The organism is Natrinema salifodinae (assembly GCF_900110455.1).
In the GTDB taxonomy this organism is placed as follows: Archaea; Halobacteriota; Halobacteria; order Halobacteriales; family Natrialbaceae; genus Natrinema; species Natrinema salifodinae.
Map to the genome: position 1 here is coordinate 360,389 of NZ_FOIS01000002.1, position 18,363 is coordinate 378,751.

17 protein-coding genes are annotated in these 18,363 nt (G+C 66.3%); 9 read left to right on the forward strand and 8 right to left on the reverse strand.

Annotated elements, in window-relative coordinates; all coding sequences use genetic code 11:
- Positions 1 to 89: 89 nt before the first annotated feature.
- A complete protein-coding gene (locus tag BMY29_RS07200) occupies positions 90 to 368 on the reverse strand; it encodes a ribonuclease P protein component 4 (RefSeq protein WP_049988516.1) in 279 nt (92 codons plus the stop codon).
- A 211-nt stretch (positions 369 to 579) separates the two neighbouring features.
- Between BMY29_RS07200 and BMY29_RS07205 the strand changes: the two genes are divergently transcribed.
- The 3 genes from BMY29_RS07205 to BMY29_RS07215 all read left to right on the forward strand — a co-directional run bounded on the left by BMY29_RS07205 (position 580) and on the right by BMY29_RS07215 (position 5,271).
- Positions 580 to 2,451, forward strand: coding sequence for an ABC transporter substrate-binding protein (locus BMY29_RS07205; protein WP_049988517.1), 1,872 nt, complete (start codon positions 580 to 582; stop codon positions 2,449 to 2,451).
- Between the two features lie 5 nt (positions 2,452 to 2,456).
- Positions 2,457 to 3,323: a phosphatase PAP2 family protein gene (locus BMY29_RS07210; protein ID WP_049988518.1), complete on the forward strand. Its 867-nt coding sequence runs from the start codon at positions 2,457 to 2,459 to the stop codon at positions 3,321 to 3,323.
- Positions 3,324 to 3,492: 169 nt separating this feature from the next.
- Entirely contained in the window at positions 3,493 to 5,271 is a 1,779-nt protein-coding gene (locus BMY29_RS07215; RefSeq protein ID WP_049988519.1) for an ABC transporter substrate-binding protein, read from the forward strand.
- Positions 5,272 to 5,475: 204 nt separating this feature from the next.
- Here BMY29_RS07215 and BMY29_RS07220 read toward each other — a convergent pair whose 3' ends face one another.
- A complete protein-coding gene (locus tag BMY29_RS07220) occupies positions 5,476 to 5,853 on the reverse strand; it encodes a hypothetical protein (protein ID WP_049988520.1) in 378 nt (125 codons plus the stop codon).
- 37 nt (positions 5,854 to 5,890) lie between these two features.
- Here BMY29_RS07220 and BMY29_RS20985 point away from each other — a divergent pair, with 37 nt between their 5' ends.
- A complete protein-coding gene (locus BMY29_RS20985; protein ID WP_160290087.1) occupies positions 5,891 to 6,049 on the forward strand; it encodes a hypothetical protein in 159 nt (52 codons plus the stop codon).
- Here the strand turns inward: BMY29_RS20985 and BMY29_RS07225 are convergent.
- Entirely contained in the window at positions 6,046 to 6,837 is a 792-nt protein-coding gene (locus BMY29_RS07225) for a DUF2797 domain-containing protein (protein WP_049988521.1), read from the reverse strand. The genes BMY29_RS20985 and BMY29_RS07225 overlap by 4 nt on opposite strands.
- Before the next feature lie 242 nt (positions 6,838 to 7,079).
- Here BMY29_RS07225 and BMY29_RS07230 point away from each other — a divergent pair, with 242 nt between their 5' ends.
- The 4 genes from BMY29_RS07230 (at position 7,080) to BMY29_RS07245 (ending at position 11,934) form a co-directional block, all read left to right on the forward strand.
- The gene (locus BMY29_RS07230; protein WP_049988522.1) at positions 7,080 to 9,227 is read left to right on the forward strand and encodes an alkaline phosphatase D family protein; all 2,148 of its coding nucleotides are present in this window, start codon (positions 7,080 to 7,082) and stop codon (positions 9,225 to 9,227) included.
- Positions 9,228 to 9,296: 69 nt separating this feature from the next.
- Complete coding sequence (locus BMY29_RS07235) at positions 9,297 to 9,659, forward strand: BsuPI-related putative proteinase inhibitor (RefSeq protein WP_049988523.1); 363 nt, start codon at positions 9,297 to 9,299, stop codon at positions 9,657 to 9,659.
- A 110-nt stretch (positions 9,660 to 9,769) separates the two neighbouring features.
- Positions 9,770 to 10,717: a CbiX/SirB N-terminal domain-containing protein gene (locus tag BMY29_RS07240; protein WP_049988524.1), complete on the forward strand. Its 948-nt coding sequence runs from the start codon at positions 9,770 to 9,772 to the stop codon at positions 10,715 to 10,717.
- On the forward strand, positions 10,714 to 11,934 hold the full coding sequence (locus tag BMY29_RS07245; protein WP_049988525.1) for a DR2241 family protein: 1,221 nt from the start codon (positions 10,714 to 10,716) through the stop codon (positions 11,932 to 11,934). The genes BMY29_RS07240 and BMY29_RS07245 overlap by 4 nt, the downstream gene beginning before the upstream one ends.
- Positions 11,935 to 12,147: 213 nt before the next feature.
- On the opposite strand, the gene BMY29_RS07250 is transcribed toward BMY29_RS07245, so the two are convergent.
- The 3 genes from BMY29_RS07250 to BMY29_RS07260 form a co-directional block, all read right to left on the reverse strand.
- Positions 12,148 to 12,735 carry a DUF7524 family protein gene (locus tag BMY29_RS07250; RefSeq protein WP_049988526.1) on the reverse strand — a complete coding sequence of 196 codons (588 nt, stop codon included), beginning with the start codon at positions 12,733 to 12,735 and terminating at the stop codon, positions 12,148 to 12,150.
- A 15-nt stretch (positions 12,736 to 12,750) separates the two neighbouring features.
- Positions 12,751 to 12,945: a methytransferase partner Trm112 gene (locus BMY29_RS07255; protein WP_049988527.1), complete on the reverse strand. Its 195-nt coding sequence runs from the start codon at positions 12,943 to 12,945 to the stop codon at positions 12,751 to 12,753.
- A gap of 66 nt (positions 12,946 to 13,011) precedes the next feature.
- Positions 13,012 to 14,376 (reverse strand): adenylosuccinate synthase, encoded by a 1,365-nt coding sequence (locus tag BMY29_RS07260; RefSeq protein ID WP_049988528.1) that lies wholly within the window; start codon positions 14,374 to 14,376, stop codon positions 13,012 to 13,014.
- Between the two features lie 415 nt (positions 14,377 to 14,791).
- Here BMY29_RS07260 and BMY29_RS07265 point away from each other — a divergent pair, with 415 nt between their 5' ends.
- Complete coding sequence (locus BMY29_RS07265) at positions 14,792 to 15,097, forward strand: hypothetical protein (protein WP_049988529.1); 306 nt, start codon at positions 14,792 to 14,794, stop codon at positions 15,095 to 15,097.
- 321 nt (positions 15,098 to 15,418) lie between these two features.
- Here BMY29_RS07265 and BMY29_RS07270 read toward each other — a convergent pair whose 3' ends face one another.
- Positions 15,419 to 18,016, reverse strand: coding sequence for a DUF7527 domain-containing protein (locus BMY29_RS07270; RefSeq protein WP_049988530.1), 2,598 nt, complete (start codon positions 18,014 to 18,016; stop codon positions 15,419 to 15,421).
- A 48-nt stretch (positions 18,017 to 18,064) separates the two neighbouring features.
- The gene (locus BMY29_RS07275) at positions 18,065 to 18,343 is read right to left on the reverse strand and encodes a UPF0058 family protein (protein ID WP_006181940.1); all 279 of its coding nucleotides are present in this window, start codon (positions 18,341 to 18,343) and stop codon (positions 18,065 to 18,067) included.
- Between the last annotated feature and the right edge of the window lie 20 nt (positions 18,344 to 18,363).

Here is an 18,363-nt window from a genome sequence, read left to right on the forward strand (position 1 = left end):
GTAAAGGATGGAAGCGGTTTCAATCTCCCGATGCGGACCGGTCGCGAGTCGGCCGACCGTGAGCGGACATCGCGGCCTGGCCTCGATCGTCAGTCCTCGTAGGGGTATCTCGCGTGTGCGCCGCAGTTGCAGGTGATGACGACGTGGTCGTCCTGAAGCCTAACGCGAGCGTTGGTTCCCGGTCGGAGGTACGCGTCGCAGCGGTCGCAAGTGAAGCGGCGAAACATCCGCGGGAGCGTCAGTCGGTTTCGCTCCGCAACCCGCTGTGCGAGGCGGACGTAGTAGCGAGCGCGGTCCTCGTTCCCGTCCGTTGCCGCCGCTCGGGCGAGGTCGTGCAGGCGCTCGATTCGGTCGGCGGCGACGTCCATGGTCGACGGTTCGGTCGGTCGACGTATTGATGTTGCGCTCCGGCGGCGGCGCCGTTTACCACCCGCTGAGAAGAGTGTCAACTAATATCATACTGTGGTACAATTGAGACGAATGTGTGGCGGAGTGAAAAGATTCTTAATCCTACCCCGTATTCGATCATAGTACGCAATATTGTTATATATCAAAGGTAAAGAGGTGTGACAGAACAGGATGAATTCGAACCGAACACCGCCTGACGACGGCGTCAGCAGACGCTCGGTCCTCGCCGCCGGTGCGGCCGGCGCCGCAACGGTGACGAGCGGTTGCGTCGATCGCGTCCGGAGCGTCGTCGATCAGAACGGTGACGACCAGATCTCGCTGTCCATCGCCACGGTTCCGGCGGACGCGGACAGACAGGCCGTCCAGATCGCCCGCCGGCTCGAAGCGAACCTTGAAGCCGTCGGAATCAACGTTTCGCTGGACATGCGGTCGCGGTCGGAGCTATTAGAGGCTGTCCTGATCGAACACGACTTCGATCTCTACGTCGGTCGCCACCCCGCCGATTACAATCCCGACTTCCTCTACGAATCCCTCCACTCCACGTTCGCCGGCGAGGCCGGCTGGCAGAACCCGTTCGGTGTTACCGGCGTGTTCTCCTTCGATACCGACCTCGAACGGTGGCGTACCACCGGCGAGATCGCACCGGTCCTGCGAGCCCTGGCCGAGGAAAAGCCGTTCGACCCGATCTGTTTCCCCCGCGAGTACCGCGTCGCCAGAACGGATCGATTTACCGGCTGGGAGGACGGACACCTCGCGACCCGCCACGGCTACCTCGGGCTCGAGTCGGCCGACGACGTCGAACAACTCCACGCTCTCGTCACCGACGCCCGCGTTTCGACAAACCTCAATCCGCTCTCGGCGACGGTCAGAGAACGTGGAACGACTATCGACCTGCTGTACGACTCCCTGGTTACGGAACGGGACGGAGAGATCGACTTCTGGCTCGCCAAGTCGGTCGACTTCCTCGACCCGGACGAGGCGAGGGAGTTAGAATCCGATCCCGATGGTGACTCCGAGTCCGATTCCGAGTCTCCGACCGACGCCGAATCGGAGTCGGAACCGAACGAACGGCAGGACGTGACGCTCACGGCGAACGTAACCCTTCGAGAGGGATGTACCTTCCACGACGGCGAGCCGGTCACCGCCGCCGACGTCGCCTTCACCTACCAGTTCCTTCAGGATACGGCGCTGGGACGGGCCAACGTCCCGTCGCCGGCACCGCGATACCGGGGCCACGTCGACGCGGTCGCGGTCGAAGGAATCTCAATCGAGGACGACTACGAACTGATGATTCCGGTGACCGGGAGCGAAGCAATCGCCGAGCGAGCGCTCACCGTCCCGATCCTGCCCGCCCACATCTGGCGTGAGCGGGTCGACCGGCGCACCGCCAACGGCGAGCTTACCGCGCCCCAGGGACGGTGGGCCGTCGTGACGACGGACAACATTCCGCCCGTCGGCAGCGGCCCGTATCAGTTCGAGAACCGCGCCGAAGACGAGCACCTCACGCTCCGTCGGTTCGAAGATCACTTCACGCTCCGCGAGGACGTCGAGCTTCCCCAGCCGACCGTCGAAGAACTCCGGTTCAGCGTCGATCCCAGCAGCGCATCCGCGGTCGAACGGATCGCCAACGGCGGTGCGGACGTGACGGCCTCGATGCTCAAGGCGTACTCGATCGGTGCCATTCCCGACTCATCGGACGTCACACGGGTGGAACCCGACTCGGACTCGCGTACCTTCTACTTCCTCGGCTTCAACGTCCGAGAGGCCCCGTTCACCAACACCCTCTTCCGTCGAGCGGTCACCCGGTTACTGGACAAGCAAGCCATCGTCGAAGAGGTGTTCTATGGGGACGACTACGCGACGCCCACCGCGACGCCCGTCACCGAGGAGTGGGTACCGCCGGACCTCGAGTGGAACGGCGAGGACCCGGTAACACCGTTTCTCGGCACGGACGGGGAACTCAACGTCGAAGCGGCGAAAGCGACGTTCGAGCGAGCCTACTTCCGATACGATGATAATGGACGGTTGCTTGGAGGCTACTAACAGCGATGCTCGCCGAGGTGCTGACACAGCTCGTCATCGTAATCGCGGCCCTGCTGCCGATCTCAGTGGCCATCTTTATCGATCGCGAGCGCCTCGCACGAACGCGCACTGATTGGCGGCGCCGTCTCCGGACCGCCGCCCCAATTATCGGTATCCTGGCCGTCGTCTTAGTGATCAATCGGGTCGCCAGGCAGACGGCCCCGGCACTCTCGCGGCGGATCGGGGTCCACCTGACCGCCACGTTCTACAACGTCGAAGGGGAGTTCATCCTGCTCTTCCAGTCGATCGCGACGGCAGAGACGACGGCGTACTTCTCGGCCATCTACGTCTACGGCTACACGTTTCTGCTGATCTTCCCGATTATCGCCTACTTCACGCTCTCGGATACGCGGATCTTCCGGCGACTGCTCGCAGCGTACGCGCTCAACTACGCGATCGGACTACTCTTCTATATCTTCGTGATCGCGTACGGCCCACGGAACCTGATGCCCGCCGAACTCGGTGAGACGATGCTGTACGATACGAATCCGCAGTACAAGTATCTCACACGCGAGGTCAACACCAACACCAACGTCTTCCCGTCGTTGCACACCTCGCTCTCGGCAACCGTCGCGGCTTTCGCCTCGATGACGCGGTCGGAGTTCCCGAAGTGGTTCCCCATCGCCGTCGTCCTGGCGGCTAGCGTCGCGATTTCGACGATGTTCCTCGGCATCCACTGGGGGATCGACGTCACCGCCGGCCTGATACTCGCCGCCGTTTGCGTCGCTCTCTCGGATCGCCTGGTCGATCGCTGGTCGCTGTCGGAGTTATTGGACGACCGGTTCCCGCAGCTTCAGGAGTGGTTAACGGACGATGACGGCGAGCAAGCGTGACTGACCCGTCTGAGCGGAATCCGCCGTCGCGACAACGCGGGTCGAGCGCGTTCTGATCGGCCGTATCACCCGTATCGCAGTTTTATACGTCGGTTAATCGCACCCTTTCGATCCGCACAGAGCACAATACTGTTATATCGAGGCTCTTCTACTATGATAGACGAGCGAAATGAAGGGACGACGGGCCGCCCACAACCGGTGTAGCCGCGGCGACGAGAGCAGTACCGTTAGCCGTCGTGCGATGCTGGCGGCGACGGCTGGGCTGACGGCGTCGACCGCCGGCTGCCTGCAACAGGTCCGGGACATCCTCGCCCCGGACAACATCAGCCAACTCTCGCTGACGATCACTACCCTCCCCGCGGACAGTGACAGAGAAAGTACTCGACTCGCGCGCGAACTCGCCGAGGTCCTCGAGACGGTCGGGATCGACGTCTCCATCGACATCCGATCGCAGGTCGACTTCCACCAGACGGTGCTGTACGACCACGAGTTCGACGTCTGTGTCGGCCACCATCCCGGCGGGACCGACCCCGACTATCTCTACGAGGCGCTGCACTCGATCTACGACAACGAGTCGGGCTGGCAGAACCCCTTCGGATACACCGACCCGACCGTCGACGACTATCTCGAGGAGCAGCGGCGCGTCGGCGGCGACGAGCGCCACGAGGTAGTCGCGAATATTCTCGACGAAATCGCGACCCAACAGCCGTTCGTTCCGATCTGCGTCCCCGAGGAACACCGGATCGTCAGGACCGATCGGTTCGGCGATTGGGGCAAGGGTCACCTCGCGACCCGCCGCGGGTATCTCGGCCTCGAACCGTCCGACGGTGTCGACCAGTTACGGGCCACGCAGATCGACGCCAGGCCGACCGAGAACCTCAACCCGCTTGCGGCCGACTACCGAGATCACGGGGCGTTCATCGACCTGCTCTACGACTCGCTGGCGATCGAACGCGACGGCGAGATCGAGCCGTGGCTCGCCGACGAGTGGAAATGGGACGACGGGACGATCGACGTCCATCTCCGCGAGGGGTGTACGTTCCACGACGGAGAGCCGGTGACCGCCGAGGACGTCGCCTTCACCTATCGATTCCTTCAGGACATGTCCCTCGACGAGACCGAGGCGCCGTCGCCCGCACCCCGATATCGGGGCCAGACCGCGATCGTCGAGACGATCAATCCGCGCGGCCGCGAGCACCTCGAACTCACCGTCGACACGACGGAAACGGTCGCCGAACGCGCCCTCCTCGTTCCGATCTTCCCGGCCCACATCTGGCGCGACAGAGGCGGCGACGTGATGGGTCCCGGATCGGGTGCCAGCATCGCCCAGGGAACGACGGAGGCGGTCGTCGCGGATAACATACCGCCGGTCGGGAGCGGCCCGTTCCAGTTCGAAGATCGGACACAGGGCGATCTACTCACCTTCGAACGGTTCGACACCCACTTCACGCGCCGGCCGACCGTCGACCTTCCGGAGCCGACCGTCGACGAGCTGTCCGTCCGGATCGATCCGAGCGAGGAGGCGGCCGTTCAGATCGTCGAAGACGACACCGCCGACGTCACGAGTTCGCCCATCGATACGGGGCTCGTCGACGAATTCGAGGGGACCGAGGACACGATGCTGCTCGAGGACCCGTCGTGGACGTTCTACTTCTTGGGGTTCAACGTCCGCAAGGCGCCGTTCAACAACTTCCGGTTCCGGCGCATCATCGCACAATTGCTCGACAAGGAGTGGTTGACCGACACGGTGTTTCACGGGCGCGCACGCCCCATCGCGGCTCCCGTCCCCGAGCAGTGGGTTCCCGATCCCCTCACCTGGGACGGCTCGGATCCGGAAACGCCGTTTCTCGGCTCGGACGGGGAGGTCGACGAGAGCGCGGCGCGCTCGGCGTTCGAAGACGCCGGCTTCCGGTACGACGATCAGGGTCGGCTCCGGGTCAGACAGTAACTCCTCGCGCGCCACCAACGCGGGCGCGGTCACGGCCGCAGGTGCGGCCGTCGGCCGGGGCCAGGCGTGACGCGAAATCGAGCGGACGGGTGAGTAGTGATGGCGTATCGCTACGACGGGAAACGACGACGTGGGAGTGAGAGCCGTGCACCGCTGATCAGGGTGGTGTACGGAGAAAACGGATCGCTGCGGAACGATTCCTCGTTACTGGTCTTCGAGCGCGTCGGCGATGCGCTTCAGCGCGCGGGTCTGGTCGCGCATCTCGTCGCGGAGTTGGCGAACTTCGCGGACGAGTTCCTCGTTGCTCTCGTCACTGCCGCCAGGACCGGCACCCGGGCCGCCGGGACCGGCACCCGGGCCGCCGCCCATCATGCCGCCCATCATCTGGGCGAACGGGTTGCCGCCGCCCATACCGCCGGGACCGCCACCGCCGCCGAACGGGCTCTCGGGGGCGTCGCCCTCGCCTTCACCCTCTTCGGCGCGCTTCTCGCGGATTTCCTCGACTCGCTCGCGGAAGGACTTTTCCTCGCTCTCGCCGTCGTTGCCCGCGTCTCCGTCGGGAGCTTCGTTTTCGTCCGTCATACGAACCGATTCTGGAGCGGCGGGGAAAAGGGTTGCCATGTCTCGGATGCGCGCGGCGGGCCTGGTCCGCGAGCAACGCTCCCGACCGAGTGGCCGCGCGAACTCGCCGACGCCGTACTCGACGTCGTCGGCGACGAAAAACGAGGATGCCGGGGAAACCGGCGGGACGAAACTCGAGTACGTCGAGACGGGCTAGCCGAACGAGCCCAGCGACGACTGGAGATCGCGATCCGTTCGCCCCGCTTTGAGTTCGTGTCCGACGAGATCGCGCATGTCCACGGCGTAGGTCGTGCCGCCGTGGTCTAGAACCAGAAGCCGCCCTTTGACGCCGACGACCGTCCCCGAGGCGATCGTCTCGCGCACCGGGCGGGCGTCGAGGTCGATCCCGTAGTCGAAGTCGAACTCCTCGATCACGTCGAACTCCGCGAGGAGGTCTCGCCAGGCGGTCTCGTCGACGGCGGCCGCGAGCGAGGCGACTTTCGTCGGCGTCCGGACGCGGTCGACCAGGCGCTCGGCGATCTCGGCCTCGATCTCGCGGGCGACCCGGCCGTTCGAGACGGTGTGGATATGGGCCGCGCGGTCGGCGCCCTGCTCGCGGAGGCGGGTCTCGAGCCGCCAGCTACGGGTGACGCCGACCTTGAACGTGTCCGGAGCGAAGGCGGCGATGTAGACGGCGTGGTCCTCGTAGCAGTCCATCTCGTCTTTGAGACAGGTCCCCGTACAGCGGGCGCAGACCCACGTGCTCGTGTGGTACTCGCAGTAGGGGGCCGACGAGCGGTCACAGGTGACGTGCGTGCCGTCCTCGTCGATCGCCCCGGCGCAGCGGCGCTCCCCGAGCGAGTAGGCCAGGTCGTCGCCGGACGCTACCGGGCGCGGGTCGACGGTGGCACCGGCTCCGTTCTCGTCGCCGTCGGTATCGGCATCGGCGTCGCTGATCAACAGTGCCGAGCCGTTTCCGCTCGATCGGTACCCGACCAGTTGCACGAATTCGCGTTGGAACCGGGCGCAAATAGGCGTAGCGCTCCCGCCACATAGCCGACTGGGTGTGGCCCGCGGACTCGCCGGGCCGGTGAATCACACCACGGCGATCGATAGAGCCGTTCGAGGCGCTATTCTCGGGACCGTACCGATACGACGGCAAACGTATCCGTCAGTTCGGAACGTGTCCCAATATATCCAACATATACAGGCTGTTGACTGTGTCCAGTGCGTGACTGACTGCAGTCATGAGTGATTCCGACGCGGACCGACGGGGCGAACCGGCGACGGACAACCGACGCACGTTTCTTCAGACGATCGGCCTGGCCGCGACGTCGACCGGCCTGGTCGGGACCGCAGCGGAGGCGCGGGCGCAGGACGCGACGGGCGAGGACGACGGCGAGCGAGAGCGAGTCGAGAACGACATCATGACGTTGACACACGGCGTCGCCGTGGGAGACGTCACTGCTACGACCGCAGTCGTCTGGGCCCGTGCGGAAACGGCGGCGACGATCCACGTCGCGTACAGTCCCGACGAGTCGTTCGACAGGGTCGGATACGAGCGGACGACGGTCGACGGCGAAACCGACTTCACCGGCCACGTCCGCCTGGCGGGGCTCGACTCCAACACGCGGTACCGCTATCACGTCTGGGCCACGAAATCGGCGGCGGCGTACCGGCCGCTGCGCGACCGCGGCGGCGCTCCGAACCGTCAAGGCAGGGCCGACGAAAGCCAACCCGGTCGCGGGTCAGGCGCCAATCGGCCGGCCGAGGAACTGATTCCCGACGCGGTCGAGAGCGGCACGTTCCGGACGGCACCGGCGCCCGACGAAGAAGTCGGCGTCTCCTTCGCCTGGAGCGGCGACACGTGGGGGTACGGCGACGACCCCGTCGAACCGCCGTTCCCGGGACTGCGGACGATCGCGGAGCGCGAACCGGACTTCTTCCTCTATCACGGGGACACGATCTACGCCGACGCGCAGACGCCGGCCGGGAAGATCACCGAGGATACCCCGGTCGACGAGGCCCTCGAGACCTACCGAGCCAAGTACAAGGAGATGCGCGAGCCGCCGGCGGAGGTCGCCGAACGAACCAACCTGCAAGAACTACTCGAGACGACGTCGGTGTATACCGTCTGGGACGATCACGAGGTCATCAACAACTTCGCGGGGCCGATCGAGCCGCTGATGCCCGAGGGCCGGCGGGCCTTCCGCGAGTACTGGCCGCTCGACCGCGACGACGACGCCGAGCCAGGCGAGTCGAACCGGTTCTACGATTCCTTCCGCTGGGGCAAACACGTCGAACTGTTCGTCATCGACACGCGCCAGTACCGCGATCCGAACGTCGAACTCGACTCGAAGACGCTGCTCGGCCGCGAGCAACTCGCGTGGCTGAAGGACGCGCTCGCTGACTCCGACGCGACGTGGAAACTGCTGGCCTCGCCGGCCCCGCTCGGCTACCCGTCGGACTCCTGGGCGACGCCAGGCGACCGGACCGGCTACGAGGCCGAACTCCTCGAACTCGTCGAGCACGTACAGACGGCGCCGGTCTCGAACCTGGTCGTCGTCGCCGGCGACGTCCACAAGTCGATCGTCGGCGCGTTCGATCCGAACGACGACGGCGAGTTCGAGTTCGTCGAGGCCGTCGCCGGCCCGCTGGGCGCGCCCGCCGGCCCCGCCGACGACCTCTACCCCGCGCTCAACCCGACCGAGTTCTTCGCCAAGGGCGAGTACGCCAACTTCGGCACCGTCGACGTCGCCGACTCGGGCGAAACGCTGACGATCGGCATCTACGACGAGTACGGGACCGAGCAGTTCTCGAAGACGATCCACACGTCGGACATCTCCCCCGAAACCGAGCCCGTCGACCGCATCGAGAGCACGTTCGACGAGGACGCCGACGGCTGGCTCATCTCCCAGAACGGCGGGAGCAATCACCCCGTCTACCGCGACGGCGGCGGCAACCCCGGCGGCCACATCAGCGACGAGGAAAACCAGGGCGGCGTCGCCTGGTACTACCAGGCGCCGTTCGAGTACCTCGGCGACCGCGAGTCGTTCTACGGCGGGCAGTTGACCTTCGACCTCCGCCAGGCGCGGGCCGACCGGCAGTTCGACGCCGATCCGGTGGAGGGCGGCGACGTCCTGCTCGCGAGCGGCGACGCGAAACTCGTCTACGAGTTCCGCGGCCCGAACAGCGCGCCTGGCGAGGAGTGGACGACGTTCGAGGTTCCGCTGACCGCCGACGCGACCTGGATCGATCTGACGAGTCGGGACCCGCTCGCGACCGAAGACCGGTTCCGCGAGGTCCTCGCCGACCTGGAGGTCCTTCGGATCCGCGGCGAGTACCGGTCGGGCGACGACGCGAGCTACCTCGACAACGTCGTCCTCTCGAAGTAGGCCGGTCGCATCCCGTTGGCGGGTCCGCGCGAGGGAAAACATATCCGCGACGACCCCGAACCACGGTCCATGAGCCTCGAGGGATCGCTCGAGACCGCGGGCGACGACGAGCGAGACGCCGTGCTGTTCGTGCTCACCGTCACCAACGAGGGCGACGAGCCGATCGAACTCCAGTTTTCGGACGCCTGTAAGGCGGAATTCGTCCTCGTGGACGGCGATGACACGGGCGACGGCGAAGGCGAAGAAGTCTGGCGGTTCACCGAGGGACGCATGTTCGCGCAGGTGCTCAGTTCGGAGACGCTCGAGCCAGGCGACTCGTCGAGTTACGAGGCGGAGTGGTCCGATCCCGAACCGGGCGAGTACGCCGCGGTCGCCGAACTGCGAGCGCGAAACGAGACCTGCGACGCCCGGACCGACGTCTCGGTGTCGTAATACGGAACCCATCGCTCGCGGAGCCGTACCGGGCGAGAACGGCGTCGTCGGACCCGGCGACGCCGACCGCCAGCGAAGTCCATAAACCGTCTCCCTCCTAAGCGCCGCGCATGCAAGCGCTGGTCGTCGCGGCGCACGGATCGCACCTGAATCCGGACGCCTCGGACCCTACGTACGCCCACGCGGACACCGTCCGCGAGACGGGGGCGTTCGACGAGGTCCGGGAGGCGTTCTGGAAGGAGGAACCGCACTTCCGCGAGGTGGTCCGCACCCTCGAGTCCGACGAAGTGTTCGTCGTCCCGCTGTTCATCAGCGAGGGTTACTTCACCGAACAGGTCATTCCGCGAGAACTGCGCCTCGAGGACTGGGGCCCCGAGAAGTGGGACTCGGACGGTACCAGTGCCTCGCAGGCCACGTTGGAGGCCGAAGACGTCGGGAAGACGATCCACTACTGCGGTCCCGTCGGGACCCACGACGCGATGACGGACGTGATCGTCCAGCGGGCCGAGACCGCCACGGCGGACCCGGACGTCGGCGAGGTCGCCGGGTCGAAAGACCCGGAGGCTCGTCGGAGTATCTCCGACGGTGGGTTCGGCCTGGCGGTCGTCGGTCACGGCACCGAGCGCAACGAAAACTCCGCGAAGGCCATCGAGTACCACACCGAACGGATCCGCGAGCAGGGCCGCTTCGACGAGGTCAAGGCCCTGTTCATGGACGAGGAGCCGGAGGTCGACGACGTCACCGACTACTTCGAGACCGAGGACGTCGTCGTCGTCCCGCTGTTCATCGCCGACGGCTACCACACGCAGGAGGACATTCCCGAGGACATGGGGCTGACCGAGGACTACCGGCTCGGCTGGGACGTCCCGGCCGAGGTCGACGGCCACCGGATCTGGTACACCGGCGCCGTGGGTACCGAGGACCTGATGGCCGACGTCCTCCTCGAGCGGGCGGCCGACGCCGGCGCGGACATCGGCGACGCCCGCGAGACGGTCCGCGAACTGGCCGGCTCCGACGCCGAACCGAGCGCGGAACGGGTGCGGGGGACTGACGCGTGACGGTGGCGACGAACGACCTCGAGACGCTCGTGGCGCGCGCGTCCGAGGACGTCGACTTCGACGGCCTTCGACTCGAGACGACCGGTGCCAGCGGCGACGATGACGGCGACGACAACGCCAGGTACACCCTCAAGACCCCGAAGAGCGAGCGGACCGGGCTCGACGAGGACGACCTCCGCCAGGCGCTCGACGCCTGCGAGGAGTACGTTACGAACTGGCGCTACTGGCAAGAGACCGTCGGCGGCGAGGGCACCGCCCGACGCGCGTTCCTCCGGTGGTGCGAGCGGGCACCGCTCGCCGACGCCGAGGGAGCACGAGCGGGTGACGGTGCGGGCGAGAGTGAAATACCCGCGACCGGACCCCGGAGCGACCACGGCGAGGGCGAGTCGGCCCCGCTCGCGGTCCCGGACCGATACGACGCCCTCCGCGGTGGGATCGACAGGGAGTGGGGGCAGCTATGTATCACCACCCGCTTCCTCGACGCGGACGACCCTAACGGCGAGCGAGTCTACGACCTGTGGCACGTCGACGACGCCGACAGCAACATCGCGGACCTCGAGGTCTACGACGATCCCCGCGACGCCCGCGAGATCGCGACGTACGACGAAGACGGCCACTACCGGCCGCTGAAGACCGCGCCCACCCTCGCGTCGGGGTGGGCCTTCACCGGCCTCTCGGGCGACGAACTCGTCGAGACGGTCGGGTTCTTCTACCCCGCGACGGTCGCCAACTGGCACCGCGAGCTGCGGGGCAATCTGGACGTCGACCACTGGACCGAGACCGCCGAGCGCCAGACCGGCATCTACGACGTGATCGACGAGCTCCCCAGGGAGGCCGTCGAGTGGATGGCCGAGGCCTGCTGCGTCGACTCGCAGTGTCTCCGCCGGCGCGAGTGGGAGTACGACGAGGACGACGACCTCGACGTCGACGGCGGCGACGGCCCCTTCCCCTGTCGCGAACCCTGTTCGCTCGTAATCGCCGCGGCCCGCAAGTGGGCCATCCTCGAGTCCGAGGAAGAGCACACGTACGAACTGGAGCTGACGACGAGCGAGCTCAACCAGCTCGAAGCCCTGATCGACGCGGTCGCGGAGGGCCGCACCGACGAGATCCGCGAGGCCGACGTCAACGACGGCGCGAACCGCTACCGGGCGCGCTATCTCCGCGCCAAGCGGTTCGACGACGAGGGGTCCCTCGAGGCGACGCGGGTCGACGACTGAGTCGCCGTTCGCTTTCCTTCTCACCTATCGCTCGCCGTCGCGGCCACGACCTCGGCGACCCGGTCGCCGACCGCGGGCGGCGTGTCCCGCCGCGAGTGGCTCGTCTCACGGGGTCGACCGCGACGCTGGCATCGCTATCGGTCGGCCGTCGACGACTCGTCGGAAGCGGTATCGCGTCCGCGGGCGGCACCCGATGACACGACTCGCGCCGCGCTACCGGACCAAGAGGAAGAGCGCCACCGCGAACCCGACGACGACGATCGCTACGCCGACCGTCGCGATGGGGCCGCCGACCGTCGCCGCCGTCAGCGCCGCGATGCCGACGGCGACCAGGCCGAGCGCGAGTACCGCGAGCGTCGCGGGGTCGAGCCCGACGGCGGCGAGCCGGTCGACGGCACTATCGAGCGCCGTCGGGTCGGGCTCCGATCGGGCGGGTTCGGAAAGCGACTCGTCGACGTCGATGTCCGGCGTCCCCGGGACGACGGTGACGTCGATCGATACCGACTCCGAACCGTAGCCGGTCAAGATCTCGAGTCGTCCCTCGACGGGTTGCTCGATGGCGTCGGCATCGACGCCGATCGGAACGGCGGTGACGCCGTCGGGTTCGACGTAGTAGTTCGCCTGGTCGATCGTCGCGACGTACTCGAGGTCACCGGCGAGCCGACAGTGGACGTGCGCGGGCGACGTGTGGCCCTGCAACAGGAGCGTGACGGACTCCCGGATCTCGAGGGATTCCGTGGCTACCTCGAGCGCGTCGGCTGACCCGCGGTTGACGTGGACGGTGACCTCGGTTCCGAGCACAGTAGATCGGGCCGATTAGGCCGGCGTTTCCTCGCGCATGTCCGGCGGCAGCAGGTTCGGAATGCCGTCTTCGATGGGGAAGGCCTCGCCGCACTCGGTGCAAACGAGATCGCCGCCGACGACCTCGTCGTCGTCGTACTCGGCGTCTTCCAGTTCCAGATCGTGTTTATCGAGCGGACAGCAGAGAATGTCCAGCAACGACTCCTTCATACTACGTAGGCTTGCCGCCTCCAGCAAAAGGTTTCGGGAACGTGCCCGACGAGTCGACGCGGTGCGTTACTCGTAGGGGTTCTCGACGACGACGGTCTCCTCGCGGCCGGGACCGACGCCGACCGCGTAGATCGGGGCGTCGAGTTCGTCGCTAAGGTACTCGAGGTAGGTCCGCGCGTTCTCGGGGATCGCGTCGTAGCCGTCCTCGGCGACCGCTTCCCAGTCGACCTCGGGCCAGCCGTCGAACGACTTGAACGTGGCCTCACAGCGGCCCCACTGCTCGGTCGTCGGGGGCATCGTGAAGATCTCCTCGCCGTCGAACTCGTAGCTGTGGCCGATCTGCACCTCGTCGAGGCCGGCGAGCACGTCGATGTGGTTGACCGCGAGGCCCGTAAAGCCGTTCGCGCGGGCCGCGTGCCGGAGCATCGGCATGTCGAGCCAGCCGACGCGGCGCGGGCGACCGGTGACGGTGCCGTACTCCCCGCCTTCGTCGCGGATGTAGGTCGCGAGGTCCTCCTCGTCCGCGCCTGCGCCCTCGTCGGCGTCGTAGTCGGGCGTCTGACCCTCGACGCCGCCGAGTTCTGTCGGGAGCGGGCCGGTGCCGACCCGCGAGAGGTAGGCCTTGACGATGCCGATAACCTCGCCCTGTCCGACGACGGTGGGGCCGAGGCCGGTGCCGACGCTCGCGCCGCCCGCGGTCGGGTTCGAGGAGGTCACGTAGGGGTAGATACCGTGGTCGATGTCGATCGAGGTCCCCTGTGCGCCCTCGAGCATGACGTTGTCGCCGGCGTCGATCCGCTCCTGGAGGAAGGTGCCGCAGTCGACGGTCATGTCCTCCTCGGCCAGGCGCTCGCCGTACTCGCGGTAGGTCTCGTAGAGGTGATCGATGTCGAACTCCTCGCCGGTCTCCTTGCCGAAGACCTCCTCGGCGAGGGCCTGCTTCTGGGGGACGACGTACTCGAGGCGCTCGCGGAGCGCGTCGGGATCGAGCAGGTCGCCGACGCGGACGCCGCGGCGGCCGGCCTTGTCCTCGTAGGTCGGGCCGATGCCGCGCTTGGTCGTCCCGGCGGCGAGATCGTCCTTCTCTTCCTCCTCGATGCCGTCGAGCGCGCGGTGATAGGGGAGAATGACGTGGGCGCGCTCGGCCACGCGGACGTCGGGATCGAGACCGCGCTCGCGGAGCGTATCGATCTCGTCGAACAGCGTCTCGGGGTTGACGACGCAGCCGTTGCCGAGGACGCCGATCTTGCCTCGGACGGCGCCGGACGGAACGAGCGACAGTTTGTACTTCTCACCGTCGTGGACGACGGTATGGCCAGCGTTGTCGCCGCCCTGATAGCGGGCGACGACGTCGGCGGCGTCGCCGTAGAGGTCGACGACGCCACCTTTGCCTTCGTCGCCGAGTTGCGACCCGACGATAGTGACGGTCATAACAGCGGCGGGTTCTTGCCGGGCCGATAAACAGATTACGGTATACGGGTGGCTGTGCCGTGGGACGCGACAGCGGCCGCTCGTACGGCCACTTCTCGCGGAATCGGGGCGCTTCGTCCGGACGACTCGAGCGAGCGACCGTGCCGCGCCCGCAAATTACCGCTGCTTGCGGTCGGCCGCGGACCGCGAGAATTAACTACAACCGTTCTAAATCCTCAGCTAGACTCGGGTCGCTTCCGATGCCGGGACTGAATCGCGAGCCGATCCACATTTGGATTCCGAGCGCGCTCGTCGCCTGGCGACACTCGGAAGCGGAAGCGTTAACTACTGACAGGCATCAGCATTTAGTTGGGACCGGCCGTGGCAATCTGCGAGGGTAACTTTTAAAAGTCCCAAAGACAAGTTAACAAATGCCATGATAGACAGACTTGAGAAGGAAGTCGATATGCTGGAACGACATCTGCAGGTCCTGAAGATGGTGATCGAGAACGAGCCTATCGGGATCGTCAAGATGTCGAACGAGACGGGCTACCCCCATCACAAGGTTCGCTACTCGCTTCGCGTTCTCGAAGAGGAGAACCTCATCGAGCCCTCCAGCCAGGGCGCAATCAAGACCGAGCGCACGTCCGAGTTCGTCGACGAACTCGACGGCAAGATCGACGACATCGTCGACAAGCTCGAAGGGATGAAGATCGAGGACGTCGCCGAAGCCGAAAGCTAGTCTCTCGGACGCCGAATTCCGTTCGAACACGGACTTGCCGCCTGCCTCCGCAACTGGTAGCGATGCGGTGCGATGCACTGCTCATCTGAACTTTTCGCCGCCGTTTCCCACTCTGTAGCCGGCTGCTCGCTTATCGCGCCGTCGTTTCCGCGCGAGCGATGCCTCTCCGCAACCGACCGTCGGACCGTCGATTTACCGCGGTCGCCGACGGCTGCTGCCGACAGCTCGAGACGTGAATCGAATGGCGAAAACAAAACCGAAACCGAAGCACCCGGTTCGAGGGTGATCCGCGGTTTTGTGGTTAGACAGCAGCGGTACCGGTCACAGCTCGGGCACGTTCATGTGGAACCCCTCGGAGCGCGACTCGGCCAGGCAAAGGTGATACCCGCTCTTGCGCGAGAGGTTGACGTAACTCAGGTTCGAGCCACGGCTGAGGAGCCCGCCGCTGGTCGCCTGTTCGGCCACCTCGAGCGCGCCCGGTTCGAAGTAACTCGACGTGACGGCCATCGTCGCGGCCAGGTCGGGATAGTTCGCCTTCACCGCGGAGGCGGCCGCTTCCAGTTCCTCCAGGAGGTCCTGCGACGCCGGTTCCCGCGAGTCGTTGAGCGTCGCCAGGACCAACGGGTTCCCCATCTTGTCGAACGCGACAACGTCGAAGGTCACCTGGTCGGGGACGTCTTCGGTGTCGTCGTCTTCCAGAGAGATGGTCGCACCGAGTTCGGCTCGGTCGATCCGGGGGATCGCATCGTAGAGGTCGGCCAGGCCGTCCGCGTGGCCGGTGTCCCGGATCTCGTAAAGGAGTCGTTCGGTGAGCCACTCGACGAACCGAAACTCCATGGTCGAAGTGAGGAACTCCTCGTAGGGATCGCCGTCGACGACCGCGTCGCCGGAGTCGAATGGGGTGTGGTGTTCGAGCCGGAGGTTCGAGGAGACGTCGCTGCGATCGGCGTTGCCGTTGTGGGCCGTCTCGAGGGTGGATTTGCTCTTCGAAGCGTACCGGACGAAGAGGTTCGTCCCGGAGAGGGCTTGTGCAGGCGAGAGTTGGGTTCCCCCCGCGGCGGCTGCCCCGCCGGTGTCGGAATCGCGCTCGCGAGCCCGCCGTAGTTCCGTCTCGAGTTCGTCGATTCGAGACCGGAGCCGCTCGACCGTCGCCGAGAGCTCCTCGTTCTCCGACCGCAGCCGGTCGCGGTCGGTTGTGAGCTCCTCGGCTTTCGTCGCGAGGGCGTCGCGTTGCTCCTGAAGCGTCTCGAGTTGCTCGGTGAGCGCGGCGATCCGTTCGCGGTCGGCTCCCGTGTCGGCGCCGGCACCACCGCTGCCACCGCCGGCACCGGTTTCGGCCCCCGCGTCGGACTGGGAGCCGCGAGACGGCTGCTGTCGGGTACGCTCTCCGGACGGGCCGTCACTGCCTTGCCCTCCGGGCGACCGCGGCGTCGACGTCGTTTCGGTCGCTTCTCGGCCCGTCTGCGCCGCGTTCACAGCGGCTTCAGCGGCCTCTGCGTCCGCCGATGGCGAAGATTGTCCCGCGCTCGCACCGCGGCCTGGCGCGTCGGACTCCGGCTTCGGCTGGCTCTTGTCCGGGTCGATCGACGGAATGCGACGGGTCTCGCGCCACTGTTCCTCGCGTTCGAACTGTTCTTCGAGGTCGTCGTCCGCGTCCTCGGACTCGGGGTCGGAGTCGTCAGCGGTCGATTCGGGGACGTCGGGGCCCTCGACCACCACGTCTTCGGTCTCTTCAGCTTCCTCGTCTTCGACCCAAGAAATGTGCTGATCTAACTCCTCGGCCGCCGCTTCGACCTCGGAGAGATCGGGATCGGTGGGGGACTCGGTATCGGCATCGGCATCGGCAGCCGCCTCAGCGTCAGTTCCGGTCGTGTCGCCGTGGGCCGGTTTAGCACCGGCGGCCGTCTCCGTCCCCTCGGAATCGGTCGATTCGGCGCTCGCCTGGTCGGCGGCTGGCTCGGGCTCGCCCACACTCGCGTCCGCCGGCTCGTCGGTCGACGATGTAGCGGGCGGAGTTGCATCGGCGCCGGCGTCGGGATCCGGGTCGGCCTGGTCGGTCGTCATTCCTGCCTCCGCCTCGGTTTCCGTCGGATCCCCCGTGAGGTCGACGTCCGAGGTCAGTGCCGACGAGTCGTCGATCGTGACGTCTTCGATCGGATCGGTCCCCGCGGCTGCTCCGGCACCGGACGCGCCCTCGGTGCCGGCCGGTTCGGTGTTCGAGACGTCGATCGGTTCGATCGGCGAGCCGGTCGGATCAGCGGTCGAATCGGCGTCGGAACCGGTGCCGGCAGCCGCGCCGGCGGCGTCGACCCCGGCCCCGGAGCCCGTCGGTTCGGGACTCGATCCCGACGCGGACTGGGAGTTCGGTTCGGCGTCGCCGGTTCCCGGAACGTCGGTGACGTCGATTTCGACGTCGGTCACCTCGTAGATGCCGACCTCGTCAGCCGCGCGCTCGAAGGCCTCTTCACCGGTGTGCAGGCGCTCGGCGTTGCCGATGTAGGCGGCGGCCATCCGGCGGCCGCCGTAGTAGACGGCGTAGTAGTCGCCGCTGAGTACGTTTTCGCTCAGTTCGATGTAGCCGGTAAACGAGCCGCTCTGGAGCGTTTGATCGACCTCCCGGAGCGGCGTCTCGTTGGTGTAGTACTTCGCCCTGGTCTCGCCGCCGCGTTCCTCCATCGTACAGAGCAAGGGCAGCGACGGGTGGGGCGCCTCGTAGCGGGTTCCCGATGCGGTCTCGAAGTCCTCGACGTCGCCGTCGAAGACGCCGACGATGCGGCCGTTGAGCATAAAGAGCCACGTGCCGGCTCCCGAGACGGCACCAGAGAAATCGGCGTCAGCGAGATCGGAGAGACCGTCGAAACCGCCACTGAAGGGGCGGGAGTCCCACTCCTCGACGCGCTCTTGCGTGCGCGGGTCCATAGTTCAACAAGAGAGAACCGGACCAAATACGTTTCGCCTAGATATTCCCTATATTTTTGATTCCGCGTCCTCGGCGAGCTCCTTCATTCGCTTGCCGATCCGACCGGCGCTGGAGAACTCGTCTTCGCTCATCGCGCTCGCGAGCGCGTTACCGAGGACGAAGACCGCGTGTTTGTGCTCGCTCTTCGACTTGTGGACGTGCGAGGGGTCGACGTCGAGCTGGCGGTACGGGTCGAAAAGCGTTTCGTCGACCTCCTCGCGCTCGGAAAAGTACTCCATGATAACGACGAGTTCTTCGTGGAGCTCGAGGAGTTCGTCTTTGTGCATGTCCGCGTATAGGTGGGGTC